This is a genomic window from Nitrospirillum amazonense (assembly GCF_007828045.1).
GTDB classification, from domain to species: Bacteria; Pseudomonadota; Alphaproteobacteria; order Azospirillales; family Azospirillaceae; genus Nitrospirillum; species Nitrospirillum amazonense_C.
This window is the reverse complement of the sequence record NZ_VITN01000003.1, coordinates 326,880-344,714: the sequence shown is the minus strand read 5'-3', so window position 1 is coordinate 344,714 and position 17,835 is coordinate 326,880. Positions and strand designations below refer to the sequence as shown.

Annotated in this window: 18 protein-coding genes; 11 read left to right on the top strand and 7 right to left on the bottom strand. The window is 70.0% G+C overall.

Annotation, left to right across the window (positions count from 1 at the left end; all coding sequences use genetic code 11):
- The first annotated feature begins 15 nt into the window (after nt 1-15).
- The 3 genes from FBZ89_RS07000 to phoB all read left to right on the top strand — a co-directional run bounded on the left by FBZ89_RS07000 (nt 16) and on the right by phoB (nt 3,329).
- On the top strand, nt 16-1,524 hold the full coding sequence (locus tag FBZ89_RS07000; protein ID WP_145749280.1) for an ATP-binding protein: 1,509 nt from the start codon (nt 16-18) through the stop codon (nt 1,522-1,524).
- Between the two features lie 240 nt (nt 1,525-1,764).
- On the top strand, nt 1,765-2,529 hold the full coding sequence (gene phoU / locus FBZ89_RS06995; protein WP_145749279.1) for a phosphate signaling complex protein PhoU: 765 nt from the start codon (nt 1,765-1,767) through the stop codon (nt 2,527-2,529).
- A gap of 95 nt (nt 2,530-2,624) precedes the next feature.
- A complete protein-coding gene (phoB, locus tag FBZ89_RS06990; RefSeq protein ID WP_004272237.1) occupies nt 2,625-3,329 on the top strand; it encodes a phosphate regulon transcriptional regulator PhoB in 705 nt (234 codons plus the stop codon).
- An 86-nt stretch (nt 3,330-3,415) separates the two neighbouring features.
- Here phoB and FBZ89_RS06985 read toward each other — a convergent pair whose 3' ends face one another.
- Nucleotides 3,416-3,805, bottom strand: coding sequence for a hypothetical protein (locus FBZ89_RS06985; RefSeq protein WP_145749278.1), 390 nt, complete (start codon nt 3,803-3,805; stop codon nt 3,416-3,418).
- A 32-nt stretch (nt 3,806-3,837) separates the two neighbouring features.
- Nucleotides 3,838-5,043 (bottom strand): FAD-dependent oxidoreductase, encoded by a 1,206-nt coding sequence (locus FBZ89_RS06980; RefSeq protein ID WP_211115132.1) that lies wholly within the window; start codon nt 5,041-5,043, stop codon nt 3,838-3,840.
- 183 nt (nt 5,044-5,226) lie between these two features.
- Here FBZ89_RS06980 and FBZ89_RS06975 point away from each other — a divergent pair, with 183 nt between their 5' ends.
- The 5 genes from FBZ89_RS06975 to FBZ89_RS06955 all read left to right on the top strand — a co-directional run bounded on the left by FBZ89_RS06975 (nt 5,227) and on the right by FBZ89_RS06955 (nt 10,351).
- Nucleotides 5,227-6,036 carry an AraC family transcriptional regulator gene (locus FBZ89_RS06975; protein ID WP_246172075.1) on the top strand — a complete coding sequence of 270 codons (810 nt, stop codon included), beginning with the start codon at nt 5,227-5,229 and terminating at the stop codon, nt 6,034-6,036.
- Nucleotides 6,037-6,149: 113 nt separating this feature from the next.
- Nucleotides 6,150-7,004: a class I SAM-dependent methyltransferase gene (locus FBZ89_RS06970; protein ID WP_246172074.1), complete on the top strand. Its 855-nt coding sequence runs from the start codon at nt 6,150-6,152 to the stop codon at nt 7,002-7,004.
- Nucleotides 7,005-7,006: 2 nt separating this feature from the next.
- Nucleotides 7,007-8,545, top strand: a complete 1,539-nt coding sequence (gene ubiB, locus FBZ89_RS06965) for a 2-polyprenylphenol 6-hydroxylase (RefSeq protein ID WP_145749276.1) — start codon at nt 7,007-7,009, stop codon at nt 8,543-8,545.
- Nucleotides 8,546-8,829: 284 nt separating this feature from the next.
- Entirely contained in the window at nt 8,830-9,834 is a 1,005-nt protein-coding gene (locus tag FBZ89_RS06960) for an aspartate-semialdehyde dehydrogenase (protein WP_145749275.1), read from the top strand.
- Nucleotides 9,835-10,090: 256 nt separating this feature from the next.
- Nucleotides 10,091-10,351, top strand: coding sequence for a hypothetical protein (locus FBZ89_RS06955; RefSeq protein WP_145749274.1), 261 nt, complete (start codon nt 10,091-10,093; stop codon nt 10,349-10,351).
- A gap of 206 nt (nt 10,352-10,557) precedes the next feature.
- On the opposite strand, the gene FBZ89_RS06950 is transcribed toward FBZ89_RS06955, so the two are convergent.
- From FBZ89_RS06950 to FBZ89_RS30745, 4 genes are all read right to left on the bottom strand, one after another.
- Nucleotides 10,558-11,511, bottom strand: a complete 954-nt coding sequence (locus FBZ89_RS06950) for an acetyl-CoA carboxylase carboxyltransferase subunit alpha (protein WP_145749273.1) — start codon at nt 11,509-11,511, stop codon at nt 10,558-10,560.
- Nucleotides 11,512-11,636: 125 nt separating this feature from the next.
- Nucleotides 11,637-12,680: a site-specific tyrosine recombinase XerD gene (locus FBZ89_RS06945; protein WP_145749272.1), complete on the bottom strand. Its 1,044-nt coding sequence runs from the start codon at nt 12,678-12,680 to the stop codon at nt 11,637-11,639.
- Between the two features lie 5 nt (nt 12,681-12,685).
- Entirely contained in the window at nt 12,686-14,230 is a 1,545-nt protein-coding gene (locus FBZ89_RS06940) for a hypothetical protein (protein WP_145749271.1), read from the bottom strand.
- Between the two features lie 298 nt (nt 14,231-14,528).
- A complete protein-coding gene (locus FBZ89_RS30745; RefSeq protein ID WP_157999514.1) occupies nt 14,529-14,669 on the bottom strand; it encodes a hypothetical protein in 141 nt (46 codons plus the stop codon).
- A gap of 416 nt (nt 14,670-15,085) precedes the next feature.
- On the opposite strand from FBZ89_RS30745, the gene FBZ89_RS06935 reads away from it, so the two are divergent.
- The 3 genes from FBZ89_RS06935 to FBZ89_RS06925 all read left to right on the top strand — a co-directional run bounded on the left by FBZ89_RS06935 (nt 15,086) and on the right by FBZ89_RS06925 (nt 17,440).
- The gene (locus FBZ89_RS06935; protein ID WP_145749270.1) at nt 15,086-15,682 is read left to right on the top strand and encodes a shikimate kinase; all 597 of its coding nucleotides are present in this window, start codon (nt 15,086-15,088) and stop codon (nt 15,680-15,682) included.
- On the top strand, nt 15,679-16,791 hold the full coding sequence (gene aroB, locus FBZ89_RS06930) for a 3-dehydroquinate synthase (protein ID WP_145749269.1): 1,113 nt from the start codon (nt 15,679-15,681) through the stop codon (nt 16,789-16,791). Before FBZ89_RS06935 ends, aroB begins: the two co-directional genes overlap by 4 nt.
- 85 nt (nt 16,792-16,876) lie before the next feature.
- A complete protein-coding gene (locus FBZ89_RS06925; protein WP_145749268.1) occupies nt 16,877-17,440 on the top strand; it encodes a DUF2889 domain-containing protein in 564 nt (187 codons plus the stop codon).
- A 1-nt stretch (nt 17,441) separates the two neighbouring features.
- On the opposite strand, the gene FBZ89_RS06920 is transcribed toward FBZ89_RS06925, so the two are convergent.
- Complete coding sequence (locus FBZ89_RS06920; protein ID WP_145610651.1) at nt 17,442-17,714, bottom strand: BolA family protein; 273 nt, start codon at nt 17,712-17,714, stop codon at nt 17,442-17,444.
- Nucleotides 17,715-17,835: the final 121 nt, after the last annotated feature.

The window sequence follows — 17,835 nt, the reverse complement described above, 5'->3', positions numbered from 1 at the left end:
GGGTGGGTTTGGGAGATGAGTCGTTTGGAAACGCGTCCCGATCGTTTTGTCGCCATCGCCGTGCTGATGCTGGCGCCGACGGCGGCGTTGCTGGGCGCGCTGGTGATCGCCGGGCGGCTCAACATGATGCTGGCGCTGGCGGCCTTCGCCCTGGTGGCCGCCGTCACCGCCGTGGCCCGCCACCTGGTGTTGCGCGACAGCCGGCTCATCGCCGCCTACCTGGACCAGGTGCGGGACCGCCGCACGCCCCTGTCCCCGCCCCAGGCCCGCACCCTGACCGGCGCCGCCCTGCTGGAGGACATCGCCCAGCTGCACCAGAACTGGCTGCGCCACCGGGAGGAGATCGAGCACCGCCTGGCCGCCGACGAGGCGGTGGTGGAGGCCCTGCACGACCCGCTGATGCTGGTCGACGACAAGCGCAAGGTGGGCCGCGCCAACAGCGCCGCCCGCGCCCTGTTCGGCGACCGCATGCTGAACCGCGACCTGGCGGTCAGCGTGCGCAACCCCGATGTCCTGGCCGCGGTGGACGCCGTGCTGGCCGGCGGCGACAGCCGGCGGGTTGAATTCACCCTGCCCCTGCCGGTGGAGCGCGTGCTGGAGGTGCGGGTGACGCCCTTCCGCCCGGCGGCGGAGGACGGCGCCCCGCAGCATGAGATCACCGCCATCGTCACCCTGCACGACATCACCGCCATCAAGCGGTCGGAACAGATGCGGGCCGACTTCGTGGCCAACGCCAGCCATGAGCTGCGCACGCCGCTGTCCACCCTGGTGGGCTTCATCGAGACGCTGCGCGGCCCCGCCCGCGACGACGCCGACGCCCGCGACCGCTTCCTGGCCATCATGCAGGAGCAGGCCGGCCGCATGTCGCGCCTGGTGATGGACCTCCTGTCCCTGTCGCGCATCGAGCTGGATGAGCACACCCACCCGACCGGCGAGACCAACGTCGCCCAGCTGGTGCAAAGCGTGGTCGCCATGCTGGAGCTGAAGGCGGCGGCACGCAAGATCACCATCCGCGTCCAGGGGGGCGAGGATCTGCCGCGCGTGCAGGGGGACGAGGACCAGCTGACCCAGGTGTTTCAAAACCTGATCGACAACGCCATCAAGTACGGGCGCGAGCAGACCGACGTGGTGGTGTCGCTGGAGCGGGCGGAGGCGCCGCCGGCGCCGGGCGCCACCGGCATCCGCGCCCGCCAGGCGCCGCAAAAGGTGGCCGGCATCAAGGTGTCGGTGACCGACAAGGGCGAGGGCATCGCCCGCACCCATCTGCCCCGCCTGACCGAACGCTTCTACCGCGTGGACGCCGCCCGCAGCCGCGCCCTGGGCGGCACCGGCCTGGGCCTGGCCATCGTGAAGCACATCGTGAACCGCCACCGCGGTCGCCTGACCATCGACAGCGAGGTGGGCAAGGGCAGCACCTTCACGGTGCACCTGCCCGGCGTGGAGAAGGCGGCGGAGAAGCCGGAAAAGCCCGTACCCCAATCTGCCCCGAATCTGTCACAGGAAGGCGGTCGGGGGGCCGCTTGAGGGTGGGCCGGCGCCGGCCATGCCCACGGCAGCGCTACGCCCGTATGAGATAAGCCACTGAGGCGGCGTGGCTTTCAGGGAACGGCCTGTTCGGGCGCACTGTCATAAAACTGTCGCTTATCTGTAGCAATTCCATAGCGACCTGTCGTTATGGTCCACCCTGCCCGACCGGCGATGTGTCCCGCCGGCCGCCGTTTTTCATGCCCCGGCCAGGACCGCCGGGGGTGGGGTGGTAAGAAAATGCCGGCCGAGCATACGGTTAAGTCGTTCGAGCAGCAGCTGCAGCGCCTGTCCAACCTGATCACCCAGATGGGTGGCGTGGCCGAGGCCCAGGTGGATGGCGCCGTCCAGGCGGTGGTGCGCCGCGACGTAGACCTGGCCGCCCGGGTGATGCAGGCCGACCATCAGCTGGACGATTATGAACGCGGCATCGAGCAGGAGGCCGTGCGCATGCTGGCCCTGCGCCAGCCCGTGGGCAGCGACTTGCGCGAAATCCTGGCCGCCCTGAAGATTTCCGCCGACCTGGAACGCACCGGCGACTATGCCGCCAACATCGCCAAGCGCAGCATGGCGCTGGCCAAGCTGCCCGCCGTGCGGCCCGTCAGCGCCATTCCGCGCATGGGCAAGCTGGTGGAAAGCATGCTGAAGGACGTGCTGGACGCCTATATCGACCGCGACGTGGGGAAGGCCATCGACGCCTGGAACCGGGATGAGGAGCTGGACGACCTGTACACCAGCCTGTTCCGCGAGGTGCTGACCTATATGATGGAAGACCCGCGCAACATCACCCCTTGCACCCACCTGCTGTTCATCGCCAAGAATCTGGAGCGGGCAGGCGACCACGCGACCAACATCGCGGAGACCATCCACTTCCTGGTGCTGGGCCAGACGCTGACCTCCGACCGGCCCAAACATGACCAGTCCAGCTTCCTCGTCGGCCCCACGGCCGATGTCGATCTGCACGGCAGCGGCCTGCACGGCGCCGACGCCGTGGACGATCTGTGAGCCCTTTCCCCGGCCCCCTCCGCGCCCGGGCCTGCAAACGATTAGAGTCGCCACCGCTTACCCCGACCCGGGACAGCCAGTTTTAGGGACACCCCATGAACGCCTCGTTGAAGCCCTTGGTTCTGATCGTCGAGGACGAAGCCGACCTCGTCACGCTGCTGAGCTACAACCTGGAGAAGGAAGGCTTCCGGGTGCTGACCGCCGGCGACGGCGAGGAAGCGCTGCTGCTGGCCGACGAGCAGGCGCCGCACCTGGTGCTGCTGGACTGGATGCTGCCGCTGATGAGCGGGCTGGAGGTCTGCCGCCAGATGCGCCGCAACCCCAAGACCCGCGAAATCCCCATCATCATGCTGACCGCCCGGGGCGAGGAGGCGGACAAGGTGCGCGGCCTGAACTCCGGCGCCGACGACTACATCTCCAAACCCTTCAGCCCGACCGAGCTGGTGGCCCGCATCCGCGCCGTGCTGCGCCGGGCCGTGCCCTCGCTGGCCGAGGAATTGCTGCGCTACGGCGACATCAGCATGGACCTGGCGGCCCACCGCGTGCGCCGCAACAGCCGCGACATCCACCTGGGCCCCACCGAGTTCCGCCTGCTGCGCCACTTCATGCAGCACCCGGGCCGCGTGTTCTCGCGTGAGCAGCTGCTGGACATCGTCTGGGGCCACGACGTCTATGTCGAACCCCGCACCGTCGACGTGCACATCCGCCGCCTGCGCAAGGCCCTGAACGAGGATACCGAGCTGGACATGATCCGCACGGTGCGCTCGGCCGGCTATGCCCTGGACATGAAGTCGGCTTGAGTATTGGAGGGTGCCCTCAGGCGGCGGGCGCAGTCACGCCCCACAGTGGCCCGAGTTGGCGTTCGGGCCACTGCCTGGTGTTTGTATCAGGCGGCGAGCAGGGCCGTCGCCAAATTCGCGGCCTCCTCCCCTGTGGCGGCGACCTCCATCGCCACGCCGAAGGCCTTGACCGCGATGGCGGCCTGGACCTTGAAGGCGGCCCGGCGCACCGCGTCCGGCTCCACCGTGATCACCGCGCGGCACAGCGCCGCCAGGGTGTCGCGGTTGCGCTTCAGCCACATCCCCCGCAGACGCCGGTCCTCGTGCGCCTCCTCCCCCTGCGGCGGGTCGGGCATGAGGATGACGAAGGGGAGGCCCCGCCGCAGCAGGGCGTCCATCTCCCGTTCCCATTGCGGCGCATAACCGGGCCGGGCAGCGCCGGGCCGGGTCGTCACCACGGGAAAGCGGCTGACGTCGTGAATCTCGAACTGATCCAAGCCTGATCTCCTTGGTTTAGTCGGTAAAGATCCTAGAACACGTCCGCGAACAGGGCCGCGGCGCCCACTTCCGAGAGGTGGATGGCGCGGGCGGCGCGCACACGCATCTCCGCCTCGTATGCGCGCGCCGCCGCCGTGGGGAGCGCGGTACCGGCCAGGCTGGCCGCCAGCACGGCGGCATCACGCAGGGTCACGTTGGCGCCCAGGCCGCCGGCGGGGCTCATGGCATGGATGGCGTCGCCCAGGAAGGTGACGGGCCCCGGCGTCCAGCAGGGCCAGGTGCGGGCCAAGCGCGCGCTGCGCACCGGCAACAGCGCCATGCCCTCGGGATCGGCATGCCGGAACAGGCCGCGCAGATGGGGGTGCCAGTCCCGCGCCAGGCTTTCGGCCACCGCCGCCGGCGCAGCGCTCGGGAAGGCCCCCATCAACCGGGTGCGGGGCCCGATCAGCGCCCAGTAGAGATAGTCGGCCACGGGGCTGAGCCCGGCCGGCGTGCCGCCCCAATCGAACAGCATGGGCTCGATGATGCCGGCATAACCGTCGGCGAAGACCACGCTGGTGCCGGCGCAGAGGTCGTCGCCCACCGCCGCCCGCACCGCCGCCGTCAGGGGGGTGCGGCCATAGAGGCAGACCGCGCCGACATCCAACGGCTCCGCCTGGGGCGCCAGCTGGCGGCGGACGGCGGAATTGATGCCGTCAGCCGCCACCACCAGGTCGGCGCGCACCGATGTGCCGTCGGCGAAGGCGACATGGGCCCGGCCGTCGGCACCCACGGCCAGCGCTTGGAAGGCGGCGCCGAAGCGCACCCGGCCCGCCACACCCGTCAACAGGATTTCCCGCAGGGTCTGGCGGTGGGCGCAAAGGTCGTCCGCCGCCTCCCGGTTGGGGGCGCCGTCGTCAGCCGCACTCCATACCGCCGGCGCCCGGCCGCTCACCGGCGCCAGCTGACCGTCCAGGAAGCGGGTGCGCGGGGCGGGCACGGCGCAGGTGCGCCGGAAAAGGCCGTACAGGGCGGGGGAAAGGCAGCGGGCCAGGGCATCGGCACCGTCCGCGTCGATGCGCAGGCGATAGCCCTGGGACCGGCTGTCCAAGGCCGCATCCCGCTCGTACACCATGCAGTCGATACCGGCGCGCGTCAGCGCCTGCGCCAGGCACAGGCCGCCCAAGCCCGCGCCGATGATCGCCACCCGCGTTTCGTCCATCTCGTCCACCATCTCCGCCATCATCTCTGCCATCATTTCTGCCACCATCGCCGGCAAACCCTGGGCTGAACCTTTCCACCGGCGATTCGATAACGCGGAACACGGGAAGCTTGATAACGACAGTCGGACGAAAAATAATGCGAAACGGCCAAACCGTTCGCCAACCGTCAGCCCGCCCGAGGAAAGCCCATGCACCCCGCCGCCAGTGACATCCCCCGCATGAGCAAAGAAGCCTTCCTGGAGATGTGCGAGCGGGCGGACGGCCCGCCCGTCCTGACCTTCTGGGGCAGCCATTCGGCGGAGGACCGGACCCGCATGGGCACGCGGGAGATCGACTGGCACGCCCATCGGCGGGGGCAGCTGTTCTGCATCGCCAACGGCCTGGTCCATATCCGCACCGCCCACGGGTCCTGGATGCTGCCGCCGCAACGGGCCGGGTGGATGCCGCCCGGCATGATGCACAAGGTGACCATCAGCGGCGTGCTGGACGGCTGGGGCATGATGCTGACGCCGGAGGCCAGCGCCGGCCTGCCCGATCGTCCCTGCGTCATGGGCATCAGCGACCTGCTGCGGTCCCTGGTGCGGCGGGTGGCGGAATGGCCGCTGGAGGCGACGCTGACGCCGGAGCAGGAGCGGCTGCTGGCCGTGCTGCTGGATGAGGTCCGCCTGGCCCCGGATGAACCGCTGCACCTGCCCATGCCCACCGACCCCCGCCTGTTGCGCCTGGCCCTGCGCCTGCTGGAGGCGCCGGACGACGACCGCACGCTGGACGTGCTGGCGCGCGACGCCGGCCTGTCGGAACGCACCGCCCGCCGCTTGTTCATGGCGGAAACGGGTCTGAGCGTGATCCAGTGGCGCCAGCAGGCCCGCCTGACCCAGGCCCTGGAACGCCTGGCGAAGGGGGAACCGGTGGCGGAGGTGGCGGACGCCCTGGGCTATGCCACGCCCAGCAACTTCATCGCCATGTTCCGCCGGGCCTTCGGCGAGCCGCCCGCCCGCTATTTCGCCCGAAGGGGGGTGGCGGCCTGACCTTCCGCCTAGGGAGGCCAAACAGATAAGCCGCTTATCCTGCCGCGTTTTCAGGGCAGGGCTGCCCACCAAGCCCGCTACCCAAGCGCCCGTCCCGACGTTATGGTGCCGCCATGGTCGACCATCCCACGCCCCCGCCCTTCACCGCCGACACCACCGCCACCGACGCCCTGACGGCGCAGGAGCGGGAGGCGCGATCCTTCGGTTTCCGCGCCATCAACCCGGCGGAGAAGGCGCCGCTGGTGCAGGGCGTGTTCTCCAGCGTCGCCAGCCGCTACGACATCATGAACGACCTGATGTCGGTGGGCATCCACCGGCTGTGGAAGGCGGATTTCGTCGGCCTGGTGAACCCCCGCGCGGGCGAGACCATCCTGGACGTGGCCGGCGGCACGGGCGACATCGCCTTCCGCATGGCGGCCAAGGCGCCCGCCGCCCGGATCATGGTCTGCGACCTGACGGAAGCCATGGTGCGTGTGGGCCGCGACCGCGGCATCGACAAAGGGTCCATGCCAGGCTGGGACCAGACGCCGGAAACGCGCGGTGGCCTGCCCACTGGAGGGTTACAGTGGACGGTTGGAAATGCCGAGTCGCTGCCCCTGCCCAACCGCTCGGTCGACGCCTACACCATCGCCTTCGGCCTGCGCAACGTCACCCATATCGACAAGGCTCTGGCCGAAGCGTATCGGGTGCTGAAGCCCGGTGGGCGCTTCTATTGCCTGGAATTCAGCCAGGTGAACCTGCCCATCCTGCGTGAGCTGTATGATCGCTATTCCTTCGAGGTGCTGCCCCGCATCGGCCAGGTGGTGGCGGGCGACCGCGACAGCTATCAGTACCTGGTGGAAAGCATCCGCCGCTTCCCCGAGCGGGAGGCGCTGTGCCGCCGGCTGGAGGCCGTGGGCTTCAGCCAGGCCAAGGCCCGGCCGCTGACGGGTGGCGTGGCCGCCATCCATTCCGCCTGGCGCGTCTGACCATGCTCCGCATCCTGCGCAACCTGCGCCGCCTGTACATCATCGGGCGTACGCTGGGCCGGCATGGCGCCCTGTTCCCGGAGGAGTTCCGCGACGTGGCGCCGGGCGTGGCCCTGATTCTGCGCCTGATGAACAACAACCGCGCGCCCGGCCGCAAGGGCCAGCGCCTGGCGGCCGCCATCCAGGAGCTGGGCCCCAGCTTCATCAAGCTGGGCCAAGCGCTGTCCACCCGGTCCGATCTGGTGGGCGACGCCGTGGCCGAAGACCTGGCCCTGCTGCGCGACCGCCTGCCCCCCTTCCCCACGCCCCAGGCCGTGGCCATCATCGAGGAGCAGCTGGGCCGCCCGCTGGGTGAGATTTTCCAGAGCTTCGAGCCCGAGTCGGTGGCCGCCGCCAGCATCGCCCAGGTGCATTTCGCCGTGACGGCGGAGGGCAAGGAGGTGGCGGTGAAGGTGCTGCGCCCCGGCGTGGAGCTGGCCTTCCGCCGCGACATCGACCTGATGTTCTGGCTGGCCGGCCTGGCCGTGCGCGTCCTGCCCCGCCTGAAGCGGCTGAAGCCGGTGGAGGTGGTGGAAACCTTCGCCGAGACCGTGCGCATGGAGATGGACCTGCGCATGGAAGCCAGTGCCGCCTCGGAACTGGCCGACAATTTCAAGGGCGACGTCACCTTCAACATCCCCAGGGTGGATTGGGACCGCACCAGCCAGCGGGTGCTGACCATCGACCGTATCCACGGCATCCCCGTGGACCAGGTGGACGCCATCCGCGCCGCCGGCTTCGACCCTGACGACGTGCTGCGCCAGGCGGCCAATTCCTTTTTCAACCAGGTGTTCCGCGATGGCTTCTTCCATGCCGACCTGCACCCGGGGAACATGTTCGTCAACATGTCCGGCCATCTGGCCCCGGTGGATTTCGGCATCATGGGCCGGCTGGACCGGCAGACGCGGCTGTTCCTGGCCGACATGCTGCTGGGCTTCCTGAACCGCGACTATCGCCTGGTGGCCGATGTGCATTTCGATGCCGGCTATGTCCCCGCCCACCAGTCGCGCGAGCTGTTCATGCAGGCGGCCCGCGCCATCGGCGAGCAGGTACACAACAAGCCCCTGCACGACATCTCCGTCGGCCGGCTGCTGGCCCAGCTGTTCGCCGTGACCGAGCAGTTCGAGATGGAAACCCAGCCCCAGCTGCTGCTGCTGCAGAAAAGCATGCTGACGGCGGAAGGGGTGGGCCGCGCCCTGAACCCCAAGCTGAACATGTGGGAAGTGGCCCGCCCCCTGATCGAGGAATGGATGCGGGAGAACCGGGGGCCGGAGGCGCGCCTGGCCGAGGCGGTGCGCAACCTGAGCGCCACCGCGCATAAGCTGCCCCTGTTGCTGCGCCATGCCGACCGGCTGGCGGAGCACCTGGACAAAGGCGGCCTGCCCATCGACCCGCGCAGCATCGACGACCTGGCCACCCGCTTGGGGCGTGGCCGGGGCGGCTGGCAATGGGCCGCCATCATCGCGCTGACCGTGGCCGTCACCGTCCTGGCCTTGCGTTAAGTCGTCCCTCAGGCGCCGGGTGCGGCCGTCCGGCCGCTTGGCTTCCTCAGTTTTCAGTCCACTGCGTTCCCCGAAAACTTCCGGCGACCGCGGTCGCGGTCTACAGCGGCATGAGGGCTGCTGGTGGCGCGGCGTGGCGCGGCACCCTAACCAAAACTTGCGCGGCGCGGCCTTGGCCACAAGGCAGCCCTGCGAGTCGTCCGCTTGACGCGGGTACGAAACGAACAAGAGGATGGCGCCTCTCGTTCCAAATGTTTCACCCTTCGCCTTTGAGGATTTAGGTCATGGCCTTGCCCGTCGTTGCCATCGTCGGCGCTACCGGCGCCGTTGGCGTCGAGCTGCTTGAGTGCCTGGAGCAGCGTGATTTCCCCCTGTCGGAGCTGCGCCTGCTGGCGTCGGCCCGGTCAGCCGGCAAGACCATGACCTTCAAAGGCAAGGAGATCACCATCCAGGCCCTGGATGAGAACAGCTTCGACGGCGTCAACATCGCCCTGTTCTCCGCCGGCGGCTCCATCTCCAAGGTCTACGGCCCCATCGCCGTCAAGGCCGGCGCCGTCGTCGTCGATAATTCCAGCGCCTTCCGCCAGGACCCGACCGTTCCCCTGGTGGTGCCGGAGGTGAACCCGGAGGCGGTGAAGCAGCACCGGGGCATCATCGCCAACCCCAACTGCTCCACCATCATCGCGCTGGTCCCGTTGTGGCCCCTGCACGTGAAGAACCGCATCACCCGCTTCATCGCCGCCACCTACCAGGCGGCGTCGGGCGCCGGCGCCGCCGCCATGGAAGAGCTGCGCGAGGGCACGCGGGCCTATCTGGAGGGCAAGCCCTTCACCCCCACCGTGCTGCCGCACCCCTACGCCTTCAACCTCTTCAGCCACAACGCCAAGGTCGACCCGGCCAACGGCTATAACGAGGAAGAGATGAAGATGGTGAAGGAGACGTGGAAGATCTTCGGCGACGCCGACATCCGCATCTCCGCCACCTGCGTGCGCGTGCCCGTGCTGCGCGCCCATTCCGAGGCGCTGACCGTGGAGTTCGAGCGGCCCATCACCCCGGCGGAGGTGAAGGACATCCTGGCCACCGCCCCGGGCGTGCGCATCGTCGACGACGCGGAGAAGAACTACTTCCCCATGCCGGTGGACGCCTCCGGCCAGGGCGACATCCTGGTGGGCCGCATCCGCCAAGACATCAGCGACCCCAGCGGCCGCTCCATCCAGCTGTTCGTCGCTGGCGACCAGCTGCTGAAGGGCGCCGCGCTGAACGCCGTGCAGATCGCCGAGTTGCTGTAAGAACGGTTCGTCCCATGAGAGGGGCCGCCGATGAAATACCGGCGGCCCCATCCTTTTGGGGTAGCGATAACCTGATGGGGCCAGGTCGGCCTCACCCTCATGGAAAAATCGGCCGCAGGCCCAACTTTACGGTCGCGGAAAAGCCTCAATTGGTCGCAATATCCTGGTTGTCCGGGGTCGTTCCCGGGCGAACCCCAACCAGGGACCTCGCATGCATCCGCATGAGGCGACCGGAGCCCCCAATCCGGAACCCGGCATGGCCGCCGCCGTGATGGCCGCCACCCCCAGCACCTTCGATATTCCGCCGCCCCAGTCCCGTTCCTCCGTCGCCCCCGCCCGCCAAATCCTGGACGCGGTCACGCGCTTTCGGAAGATGGGGTGCCGCAACGTCAGCCTGACCCTGACCCGGTCCACGGACACCATCCTGGATGTGCAGGCCATGCTGACCCTGGCGGGGCTGGCCAGCGACGTGCAGCCGGCCGGCGGCGGTTGCTCCCGCCTGGTGCTGCGCAGCTAGTTGGGGTTCCCCCAACCCCTTTCGGTCCGCCGGCCCCCGGGGCCCACGCCCCTGTCACCGGCGACAGCGCCGGGGATAAGTCTCGGGTTTTTGCTCCCTGATCGGCGGCGGACACTGCGCATGGCAAAAAGGGCGCCTCCACAGCGGGAAGCGCCCTTTCTCGTTCATGCGAGCGCCCAGCCTCAGCCCAGGCCCTTCCGGCAGTCTTACCCCAGGCCCTTCTGGCCCATGCTCAGGTACTTCTCGCGGCGGCGGGCGATCAGGGTGCCGCCGTCCTGGCCGCGCATGGAATCCAGGCTGTCGTCGATGGCATTGCCCAGCGCCAGGATGGTTTCCTCGCGCCGGCGGTGCGCGCCGCCGATGGGCTCCATGACGATGCGGTCGATGACGCCCAGTTCCTTCAGGTCCTGGGCGGTCAGGCGCAGGGCCGCGGCCGCGTCGGCGGCGTTGGTGTTGGTGCGCCACAGGATGCCCGAGCAGCCTTCCGGCGAGATGACGGAGTAGATCGAGTGTTCCAGCATCAGCACGCGGTCGGCCGTGGCGATGGCGATGGCGCCGCCCGAACCGCCTTCACCGATGACGGCGGAGACGATGGGAACGCGGGCGCGCAGGCAGGTCTCGATGGACTTGGCGATGGCCTCCGCCTGGCCGCGCTCTTCCGCGCCCACGCCGGGATAGGCGCCGGCCGTATCCACCAGGGTGATGACCGGCAGGTTGAAGCGGCTGGCCAGTTCCAGCAGGCGCTGGGACTTGCGGTAGCCTTCCGGCTTGGCCGAGCCGAAGTTGTGCCGGATGCGGGTGTCGGTGTCGTGGCCCTTTTCCTGGCCGATGACCACCATCGACCGGCCGCGGAAACGGCCCAGGCCGCCGACGATGGCGCGATCCTCGCCGAACACGCGGTCCCCCGCCAGCGGGGTGAAATCGGTGATCAGGGCGTTGATGTAATCCAGGCAGTGCGGCCGGTTGGGATGGCGCGCCACCTGGACCTTCTGGGCCGGCGTCAGCTTGGCGTAGGTCGAGCGCAGCAGCTTATCGACCTTGTCCTCAAGCTTGCGGACCTCGTCGGCGATGTTGAGACCGCCGCCATCGGACAGGTGGCGGAGTTCATCGATCTTGCCTTCGAGTTCGGCGATCGGCTTTTCAAATTCAAGGAAATGCATGGGTTCGGCTTACAACTGCTTGTAAGAGGTGCGGCGCCGGGGGGCGGGCCGCACTAAGGTCGAAGGCGGCTGATTACCATGAGCGCGGGTCAGGGGCCAGCGCTATCGAGACCCGCATCTTGCGCCTACCCCTTGCGTGGGCCGCGACCCCCAGGGTTTCCCTTGGCGAGAGGGTGGTGGTCCTCCACCGTGCGGCGCAGCCGTTCGCCCACCACGTGGGTATAGATTTGGGTGGTGCCGATGTCGGCGTGGCCCAGCATCTTCTGGACCGAGCGCAAATCGGCGCCATGGTCCAGCAGGTGGGTGGCGAAGGCGTGGCGCAGCACGTGGGGGCTGACCTTGGCCGGGTCCAGGCCGGCGGCCAGCGCCAAATCCTTCAGCAGTTGGCCGAAGCGCTGGCGGGTCAGCGTGCCGCCGGAACTGCGCGAGGGGAACAGCAGGCTGGCCTGCCTGGCCTCCCGCCCGGGGGAGAAGAAGGCGGCGCGGTGGGGCAGGTAGGCCGCCAGCGCGTCCCGGGCCGGGGGAGACAGGGGCACCATGCGTTCCTTCCCGCCCTTGCCCTTGACCACCAGCACCCGGCCATCGCGGCTGAAGGCCGACAGCGGCAGGCCCACCAGTTCGGAAACGCGCAGGCCCGTGGCGTAGAGCAGTTCCAGCAGGGCCGCCAGGCGCAACCCTTCCGCCCCGCCCTGGGCCGCCGCCGTGTCCAGCATGCGGCCGACGTCGTCCTCGGACAAAATTTTGGGCAGGGGGCGGCCCAGGCGCGGGCCATCCAGCACGGCGGCCGGATCGATGTCGCGCCGTCCTTCCGACACCAGGAACTTGTAGTACTGGCGCAGGGCCGACAGGCGGCGGGCCACGGTGCGCACCGCCGCCTGGGTGCCGTCGCGGCCCAGATGGTCCAGGTAGGCGCGCAAATCGTCGGTGCCCGCCTGGTCCAGAGCGGGCCCCTTGCCGCCTTTTTGGCCCGCGATGAAGCGGGCGGCGTCCACCAGGTCGCGGCGGTAGGCGTCGCGGGTGTTGGCCGCCGCCCCCCGTTCCGCCACCAGCATGTCCAGGAAAGCGTCCACCCCCGGCGGCAAGGCCAGGGTGGCGCCGCGCGGCCGGCCGGGGGAGCGTTTTTTCGGCGCGCCCCCGGCGGCCTCACCCTTCGGGATGCGCGGCGCCATGGCCGTTACGGCCCAGCCAGGACGGCCACCGCCTCCAGCGCCAGGCGCCGGGCGTCGTCCTTCAGGCCAACGCCGGTCAGCGCCGACAGGGCATGGGCCGTGACCGTTGGCGTGGTGGCGGCGGGACCGGCGTCCGCCAGTTCCGCCAGGGCCAGCACCGCCACCTCGCCCCGCCGGGGCACGGTGACCGACTGGTCCAGGCGCAACCACGACGCGGCGTCGGGGATCACCCCCGGCGCCTCGACCACCGGCGCCGTGCGGGCCAGCAGCAGCGGATCCACCTTCTCCCCCGCCGCGGTCAGCAATGCCAGGATGGAGGCGGCACGCAGGCGGGACGGGGCGTCGGCATCCGCCTTCACCGCGTCCAGCCACTGGGCCCAGTTGGCGCCGTCGCTGGGCAGCAGGCCGCCCAGCACGGCCAGGGGCACCAGGCGCAGGTAGGCCTGAAGCGGCTTGCCTTCCTTGGCGTCTTGCGCCGACTGGCGGGCCAGCTCGAACCACGGCTGGGCCAGGTCGCGCCGGTTCTGCAGCAGCAGCAGGCGGGTGGCGGCCGGGGCCAAATCCTTCAGCGCCGGCCCGGGGGCCAGCCCTTCCAGCTCCTGGGCCAACAGGTCGCCCCAGGCACCGGCCAGCAGGGCCGGGTCGCTGACGTCCACCGCCTTGGCCAGGATGGCCCCCTTCAGCGACGGGATCGTCTCCCCCGTCAGGGCCTGGTACAGGATGGCGCGCTGGTCGGCGCCCTGGCGCTTGTCCGCCACGCCCACGGCGTTCTTCAGGTCGTTCGGGCTGACCTTGGCCGCCTTGTAGAGGGGGGCCAGCGCCGCCGGCGGCAGGGTGCCATAGCTGGCGGCGCGGTCGCCCGCCGCAAGCTTCAGCGCCGCCGCCGTGTCGGGCAGGTCGGCCACCGCCGCCGCCGCCGCGGGGTTCAGCGCCAGGATCTGCGCCGACGGCACCTCCGCCGGCAGGCCCCGGTTCATGGCGCGGGCCAGCGCCACCGCCTCGGCCGACACGGCAGTGAAGCCCTTGAGGGCGCCCTTCTGCCCACCGGCCGCCACTTCGGCGAGGCGGGAGAAGCCGTCGTCCTTCACGCCCTGTTCCCGCATGATGTCCAGCGAGAACATGATGTTGTCGGTGGAGCCGCCACGCACCTGGCAGACGACGCCCAGCATCTGGATCTCGCCGTCGCTGAAGCGCTTCTGCAGGTCGGCCATCTGGTCGCAGGCGGCACCGTCGCCGGTCAGCAGTGACAGGCGGGCCCAGGCCTCCGCCCCGCCGGCATCGTCCAGCGCCGTGGGCAGGGTGGCCATGGCGTCGGCGTGCTTGCCATCGCCCAGCAGGGCCAGGCGTTCCAGCCGAAGGCCCAGGAAATTGCGCGCGTCCTTACCCGCCTGCGGCGCGGTGCCGGAGGACATCAGCACCCGGCCCAGCAGGGCGCGCACGGCCGGCGAGGGGCTGGACTGCGGCAGCGAGGCCAGCGCCCTGTCCACCAGGCCGCGCGGACTGTCCGCCCACAGCGCCTGGCCCAGGCCACCCTGCCCCGCGTCCAGCAAGCCGCCCCCATCCGGCGTGACCGCCGCCAGGGTCTTGACTTCGAAGGAGGAGGCGCGCGGCGGGGGCGGCGCGTAGGCCCCCAGGGGCGTAGGACCGGGCGTAGGACCGGGCGTAGGACCGGGAGTGGGACCGGACGCGGCCGTGTCGGTTCCGGCCGGTGCGGTTCCAGCCGGGGGCGCGACGGTAGGGGAGGTCGCCGGTCCCTGCGGCCATAGCGGCGTGGGCCCGGAAGAGCTTTGCGCGAATGCCACCGGCGCCGTCATCAGGCCGGTGATCAGCGCCAAGCCCCAAAATGCCTTACTGCGGGAAGCGGTCATTGGAGATCACCCGTTCGGTGGGCGCGGACGGCGCCGGGGAGGTGGTGGCGGCCACGACCAGGGCGGCGCCGGCACCGCCAAGGACAACCAGGGCGATCAGGATCAGGAGGAGCTTTTTCATCGTGGGATCGGCATCAATCGCTGATAGGGAAGGGCGAATTCAGAAAGAAAGTTGCGAGACCATGTCGGCTGAAGCAAGGCCGCAGTGCACGAGCCCCCGGTGGAGTTAAGGGACAGGCGGGGTCGACTGTGTTATGCAGTCCCCCCGAACCGTTTCCCCCTGTGGTGGCGCCCACCAGACTGGCACGGGAAAACGGGGGCCGGACAGTCCGCCTGAAGCCGCAGGGCCAGGGTGGACGGCCGGGTCTAGGGATGAAGAACAACCCCCGGAACGGGGCACGGCTTTCAGGTCTCGGCTGGAATGGATGACACGGCAAACATGGTGTTAGCGCTCGGCACTGTAGCGTCCGCCCCCCCGGCGCGCAACGCCACCCCGACCCGCCGGGTGCCCGCCCCCGCGCTGCGGGGGAACCGGTGATGCGCCCCATGCTGCGCCAGCGCCCGCCCCGCACCCTGGTCCTGGTGGGCCTGATGGGGGCCGGAAAGACCAGCATCGGCCGACGCCTGGCCGCCCGCCTGGGCCTGCCCTTCGTCGATGCCGACCAGGAGATCGAGCGCGCCGCCGGCTGCAGCATCCCTGAATTCTTCGAACGTTATGGCGAGCCCGCCTTCCGCGAGGGGGAACGCCGGGTAATCGCCCGCCTGCTGGACCAGCCGCTGCAGGTGCTGTCCACCGGCGGCGGCGCCTTCATGGACGCCGACACCCGCGCCCTGGTGCGCCAGCGCGCCCATTCCATCTGGCTGCGGGCGGAGTTGGACCTGCTGGTGCAGCGGACGGCGCGGCGCGGCAACCGCCCCCTGCTGAAGGACAGCGACCCGCGTGAAACCCTGCGCAAGCTGATGGAGCTGCGCCACCCCTACTACGCCCAGGCCGACATCACCGTGGACAGCGGCGACCGCCCGGCGGAGGACACCGTGGACCGGGTGGTGGAATCCCTGCAGGCCTACCTGGATAACGAGGCCGATACCCAAAACACGGAGACGCGGCCCCAGCCGGCCGCGGTGCAATCATGAACGAGGCCGTTGCCGTCAGCTTGGGTGAGCGTTCCTACGACGTGGTGGTCGGTTCCGGCCTGATCCAGGGGGCGGGATCGCTGGTGGCGCCCATGGCGGGCAAGCGGCCCCTGATCATCCTCAGCGATGAGACGGTGGCGCCCCTGTACCTGGGCACCCTGACCCGCTCGCTGGAGGCCGCCGGGGCCCGTGTGCTGGACCCCATCGTGGTGCCAGCGGGCGAGGCCACCAAAAGCTTCCACCATCTGGAAGCGGTCTTGGAAATCCTACTGTCGCGTGGCATCGAGCGGGGCGCCATGCTGGTGGCCCTGGGTGGCGGCGTCATCGGCGACCTGGGCGGCTTCGCGGCCGCCATCGCCCTGCGCGGACTGGACTTCATCCAGGTGCCCACCACGCTGCTGTCGCAGGTGGACAGCAGCGTGGGCGGCAAGACCGGCATCAACAGCCGCCAGGGCAAGAACCTCATCGGCGCCTTCCATCAGCCGCGCCTGGTGCTGGCCGACATCGCCGCGCTGGACAGCCTGCCCCGGCGCGAGGTGCTGGCGGGTTATGCCGAGGTGGTGAAGTATGGCCTGATCGACCGTCCGGACTTCTTCGCCTGGCTGGAAGAAAACGGCCCGGCCCTGGTGGCCGGCGACGCCGCCCTGCGCACCGCCGCCGTGAAGGAGAGCGTGGCCGCCAAGGCCGCCATCGTCGCCCAGGACGAGCGCGAGGGTGGCGTGCGCGCCCTGCTGAACCTGGGCCACACCTTCGGCCATGCCCTGGAGGCGGAGATGGGCTATGGCGGCGAACTGCTGCATGGCGAGGCCGTGGGCATCGGCATGGTCATGGCCTTCGACCTGTCGGTGCGCCTGGGCCTGTGCCCGCCGGACGACTTGGCCCGCATGCGCCGCCACCTGGCGGCCGTGGGCCTGCCAACGGGCGCGGCGCACCTCAGCAAGGGCCGCTGGACCGTGGACGCCCTGATGGCCCACATGGCCAAGGACAAGAAGGTCAAGGACGGCGGCATCACCTTCATCCTGGCGCGCGGCATCGGCCAAGCCTTCACCGCCCGGGGCATCGACGCCGAGCCGGTGCGGGACGTGGTGGCGGCGGCGCTGGCGGCGTGAGACGCGGGTTTCTTGACCGGAGCGAGGACCGGCGCCCATGATGGCCCCCGCGTCCGTGACCTTGCTTTAAAAGTCCCCCTGCCCCATGCCCCTCCCCCCCGCCGCTGAGCGCAAGCCGCTGCACACCCGCCGCGTCACGTGCCAGGGATACGAACGCGCCGATGGCCTTTGGGATATCGAAGGCCACATCACGGACGAGAAGCACTACGCCTTCGACAATGAGTGGCGCGGCACCATCCAACCCGGGCAATTCCTGCATGAGATGTGGGTGCGCCTGACGGTGGACGACACGCTGACCGTGCGGGCGGTGGAGGTGTCGACCGACAACTCCCCCTTCCCGCATTGCCCCGCCATCCTGCCCAATTTCCAGCGCCTGGTGGGCCTGAGCATCGCGTCCGGCTGGACCAACGCGGTCAAGCAGCGCCTGGGCCGGACGGAGGGATGCACCCACCTGGTGGAGCTGCTGGGCCCGGTGGCCACCACGGCCTTCCAGACCCTGGCCCCGGTGCTGAGCGCCCGGCGCAACGGCGGCGCCGGCGGCCCGCCGCCCGTGCTGAACACCTGCCACGTCATGGCCAGCGACGGCGCGGTGGTGAAGCGCTGGTACCCTGAGCACTACACCGGGCCGGAAGAACCGGACGGCGCCTAGACTAAGCCGCCTCTTCCGGCGTCAGGGTCTTGACCGACAGGGCGTGGACGCGCTCGGCCAGTTCGTCCTTCAGGATGTCGTAGACCAGGCGCTGGCGCGCCACGCGCGACTTGCCGGCGAAGGCGGCCGAGACCACCGTGACCTCGAAATGAGTCTCGCCACCCGGGGCGGCGCCGCCGTGGCCGGCATGGGCGGCCGACTGGTCGTCGACGATCAGCGTCACGGGCGCCAGCGCCTGGGTCAGCTTGGTGTGGATGCGGTCGGCGTAGCGCATGGAAAATGCCCGGAATGGATGGAACGTCCTATCCCCCTGAGGTGCGACGCCGGGGCGGCGCTGTCAATGGCCGGAAGGTGATTTCCGGCACCCGGGACAGCAGCCCAGCTTTGCCGCCGCA

What these genes read in the sequence shown, in the direction of transcription:
- FBZ89_RS07000 (WP_145749280.1), top strand. Translation starts at nt 16, where the DNA reads ATGAGTCGTTTGGAAACGCGTCCCGATCGTTTTGTCGCCATCGCCGTG.
- phoU (WP_145749279.1), top strand. Translation starts at nt 1,765, where the DNA reads ATGCCGGCCGAGCATACGGTTAAGTCGTTCGAGCAGCAGCTGCAGCGC.
- phoB (WP_004272237.1), top strand. Translation starts at nt 2,625, where the DNA reads ATGAACGCCTCGTTGAAGCCCTTGGTTCTGATCGTCGAGGACGAAGCC.
- FBZ89_RS06980 (WP_211115132.1), bottom strand. Translation starts at nt 5,043, where the DNA reads ATGATGGCAGAGATGATGGCGGAGATGGTGGACGAGATGGACGAAACG.
- FBZ89_RS06975 (WP_246172075.1), top strand. Translation starts at nt 5,227, where the DNA reads ATGAGCAAAGAAGCCTTCCTGGAGATGTGCGAGCGGGCGGACGGCCCG.
- FBZ89_RS06970 (WP_246172074.1), top strand. Translation starts at nt 6,150, where the DNA reads ATGGTCGACCATCCCACGCCCCCGCCCTTCACCGCCGACACCACCGCC.
- ubiB (WP_145749276.1), top strand. Translation starts at nt 7,007, where the DNA reads ATGCTCCGCATCCTGCGCAACCTGCGCCGCCTGTACATCATCGGGCGT.
- FBZ89_RS06960 (WP_145749275.1), top strand. Translation starts at nt 8,830, where the DNA reads ATGGCCTTGCCCGTCGTTGCCATCGTCGGCGCTACCGGCGCCGTTGGC.
- FBZ89_RS06955 (WP_145749274.1), top strand. Translation starts at nt 10,091, where the DNA reads ATGGCCGCCGCCGTGATGGCCGCCACCCCCAGCACCTTCGATATTCCG.
- FBZ89_RS06950 (WP_145749273.1), bottom strand. Translation starts at nt 11,511, where the DNA reads ATGCATTTCCTTGAATTTGAAAAGCCGATCGCCGAACTCGAAGGCAAG.
- FBZ89_RS06945 (WP_145749272.1), bottom strand. Translation starts at nt 12,680, where the DNA reads ATGGCGCCGCGCATCCCGAAGGGTGAGGCCGCCGGGGGCGCGCCGAAA.
- FBZ89_RS30745 (WP_157999514.1), bottom strand. Translation starts at nt 14,669, where the DNA reads ATGAAAAAGCTCCTCCTGATCCTGATCGCCCTGGTTGTCCTTGGCGGT.
- FBZ89_RS06935 (WP_145749270.1), top strand. Translation starts at nt 15,086, where the DNA reads ATGCGCCCCATGCTGCGCCAGCGCCCGCCCCGCACCCTGGTCCTGGTG.
- aroB (WP_145749269.1), top strand. Translation starts at nt 15,679, where the DNA reads ATGAACGAGGCCGTTGCCGTCAGCTTGGGTGAGCGTTCCTACGACGTG.
- FBZ89_RS06925 (WP_145749268.1), top strand. Translation starts at nt 16,877, where the DNA reads ATGCCCCTCCCCCCCGCCGCTGAGCGCAAGCCGCTGCACACCCGCCGC.
- FBZ89_RS06920 (WP_145610651.1), bottom strand. Translation starts at nt 17,714, where the DNA reads ATGCGCTACGCCGACCGCATCCACACCAAGCTGACCCAGGCGCTGGCG.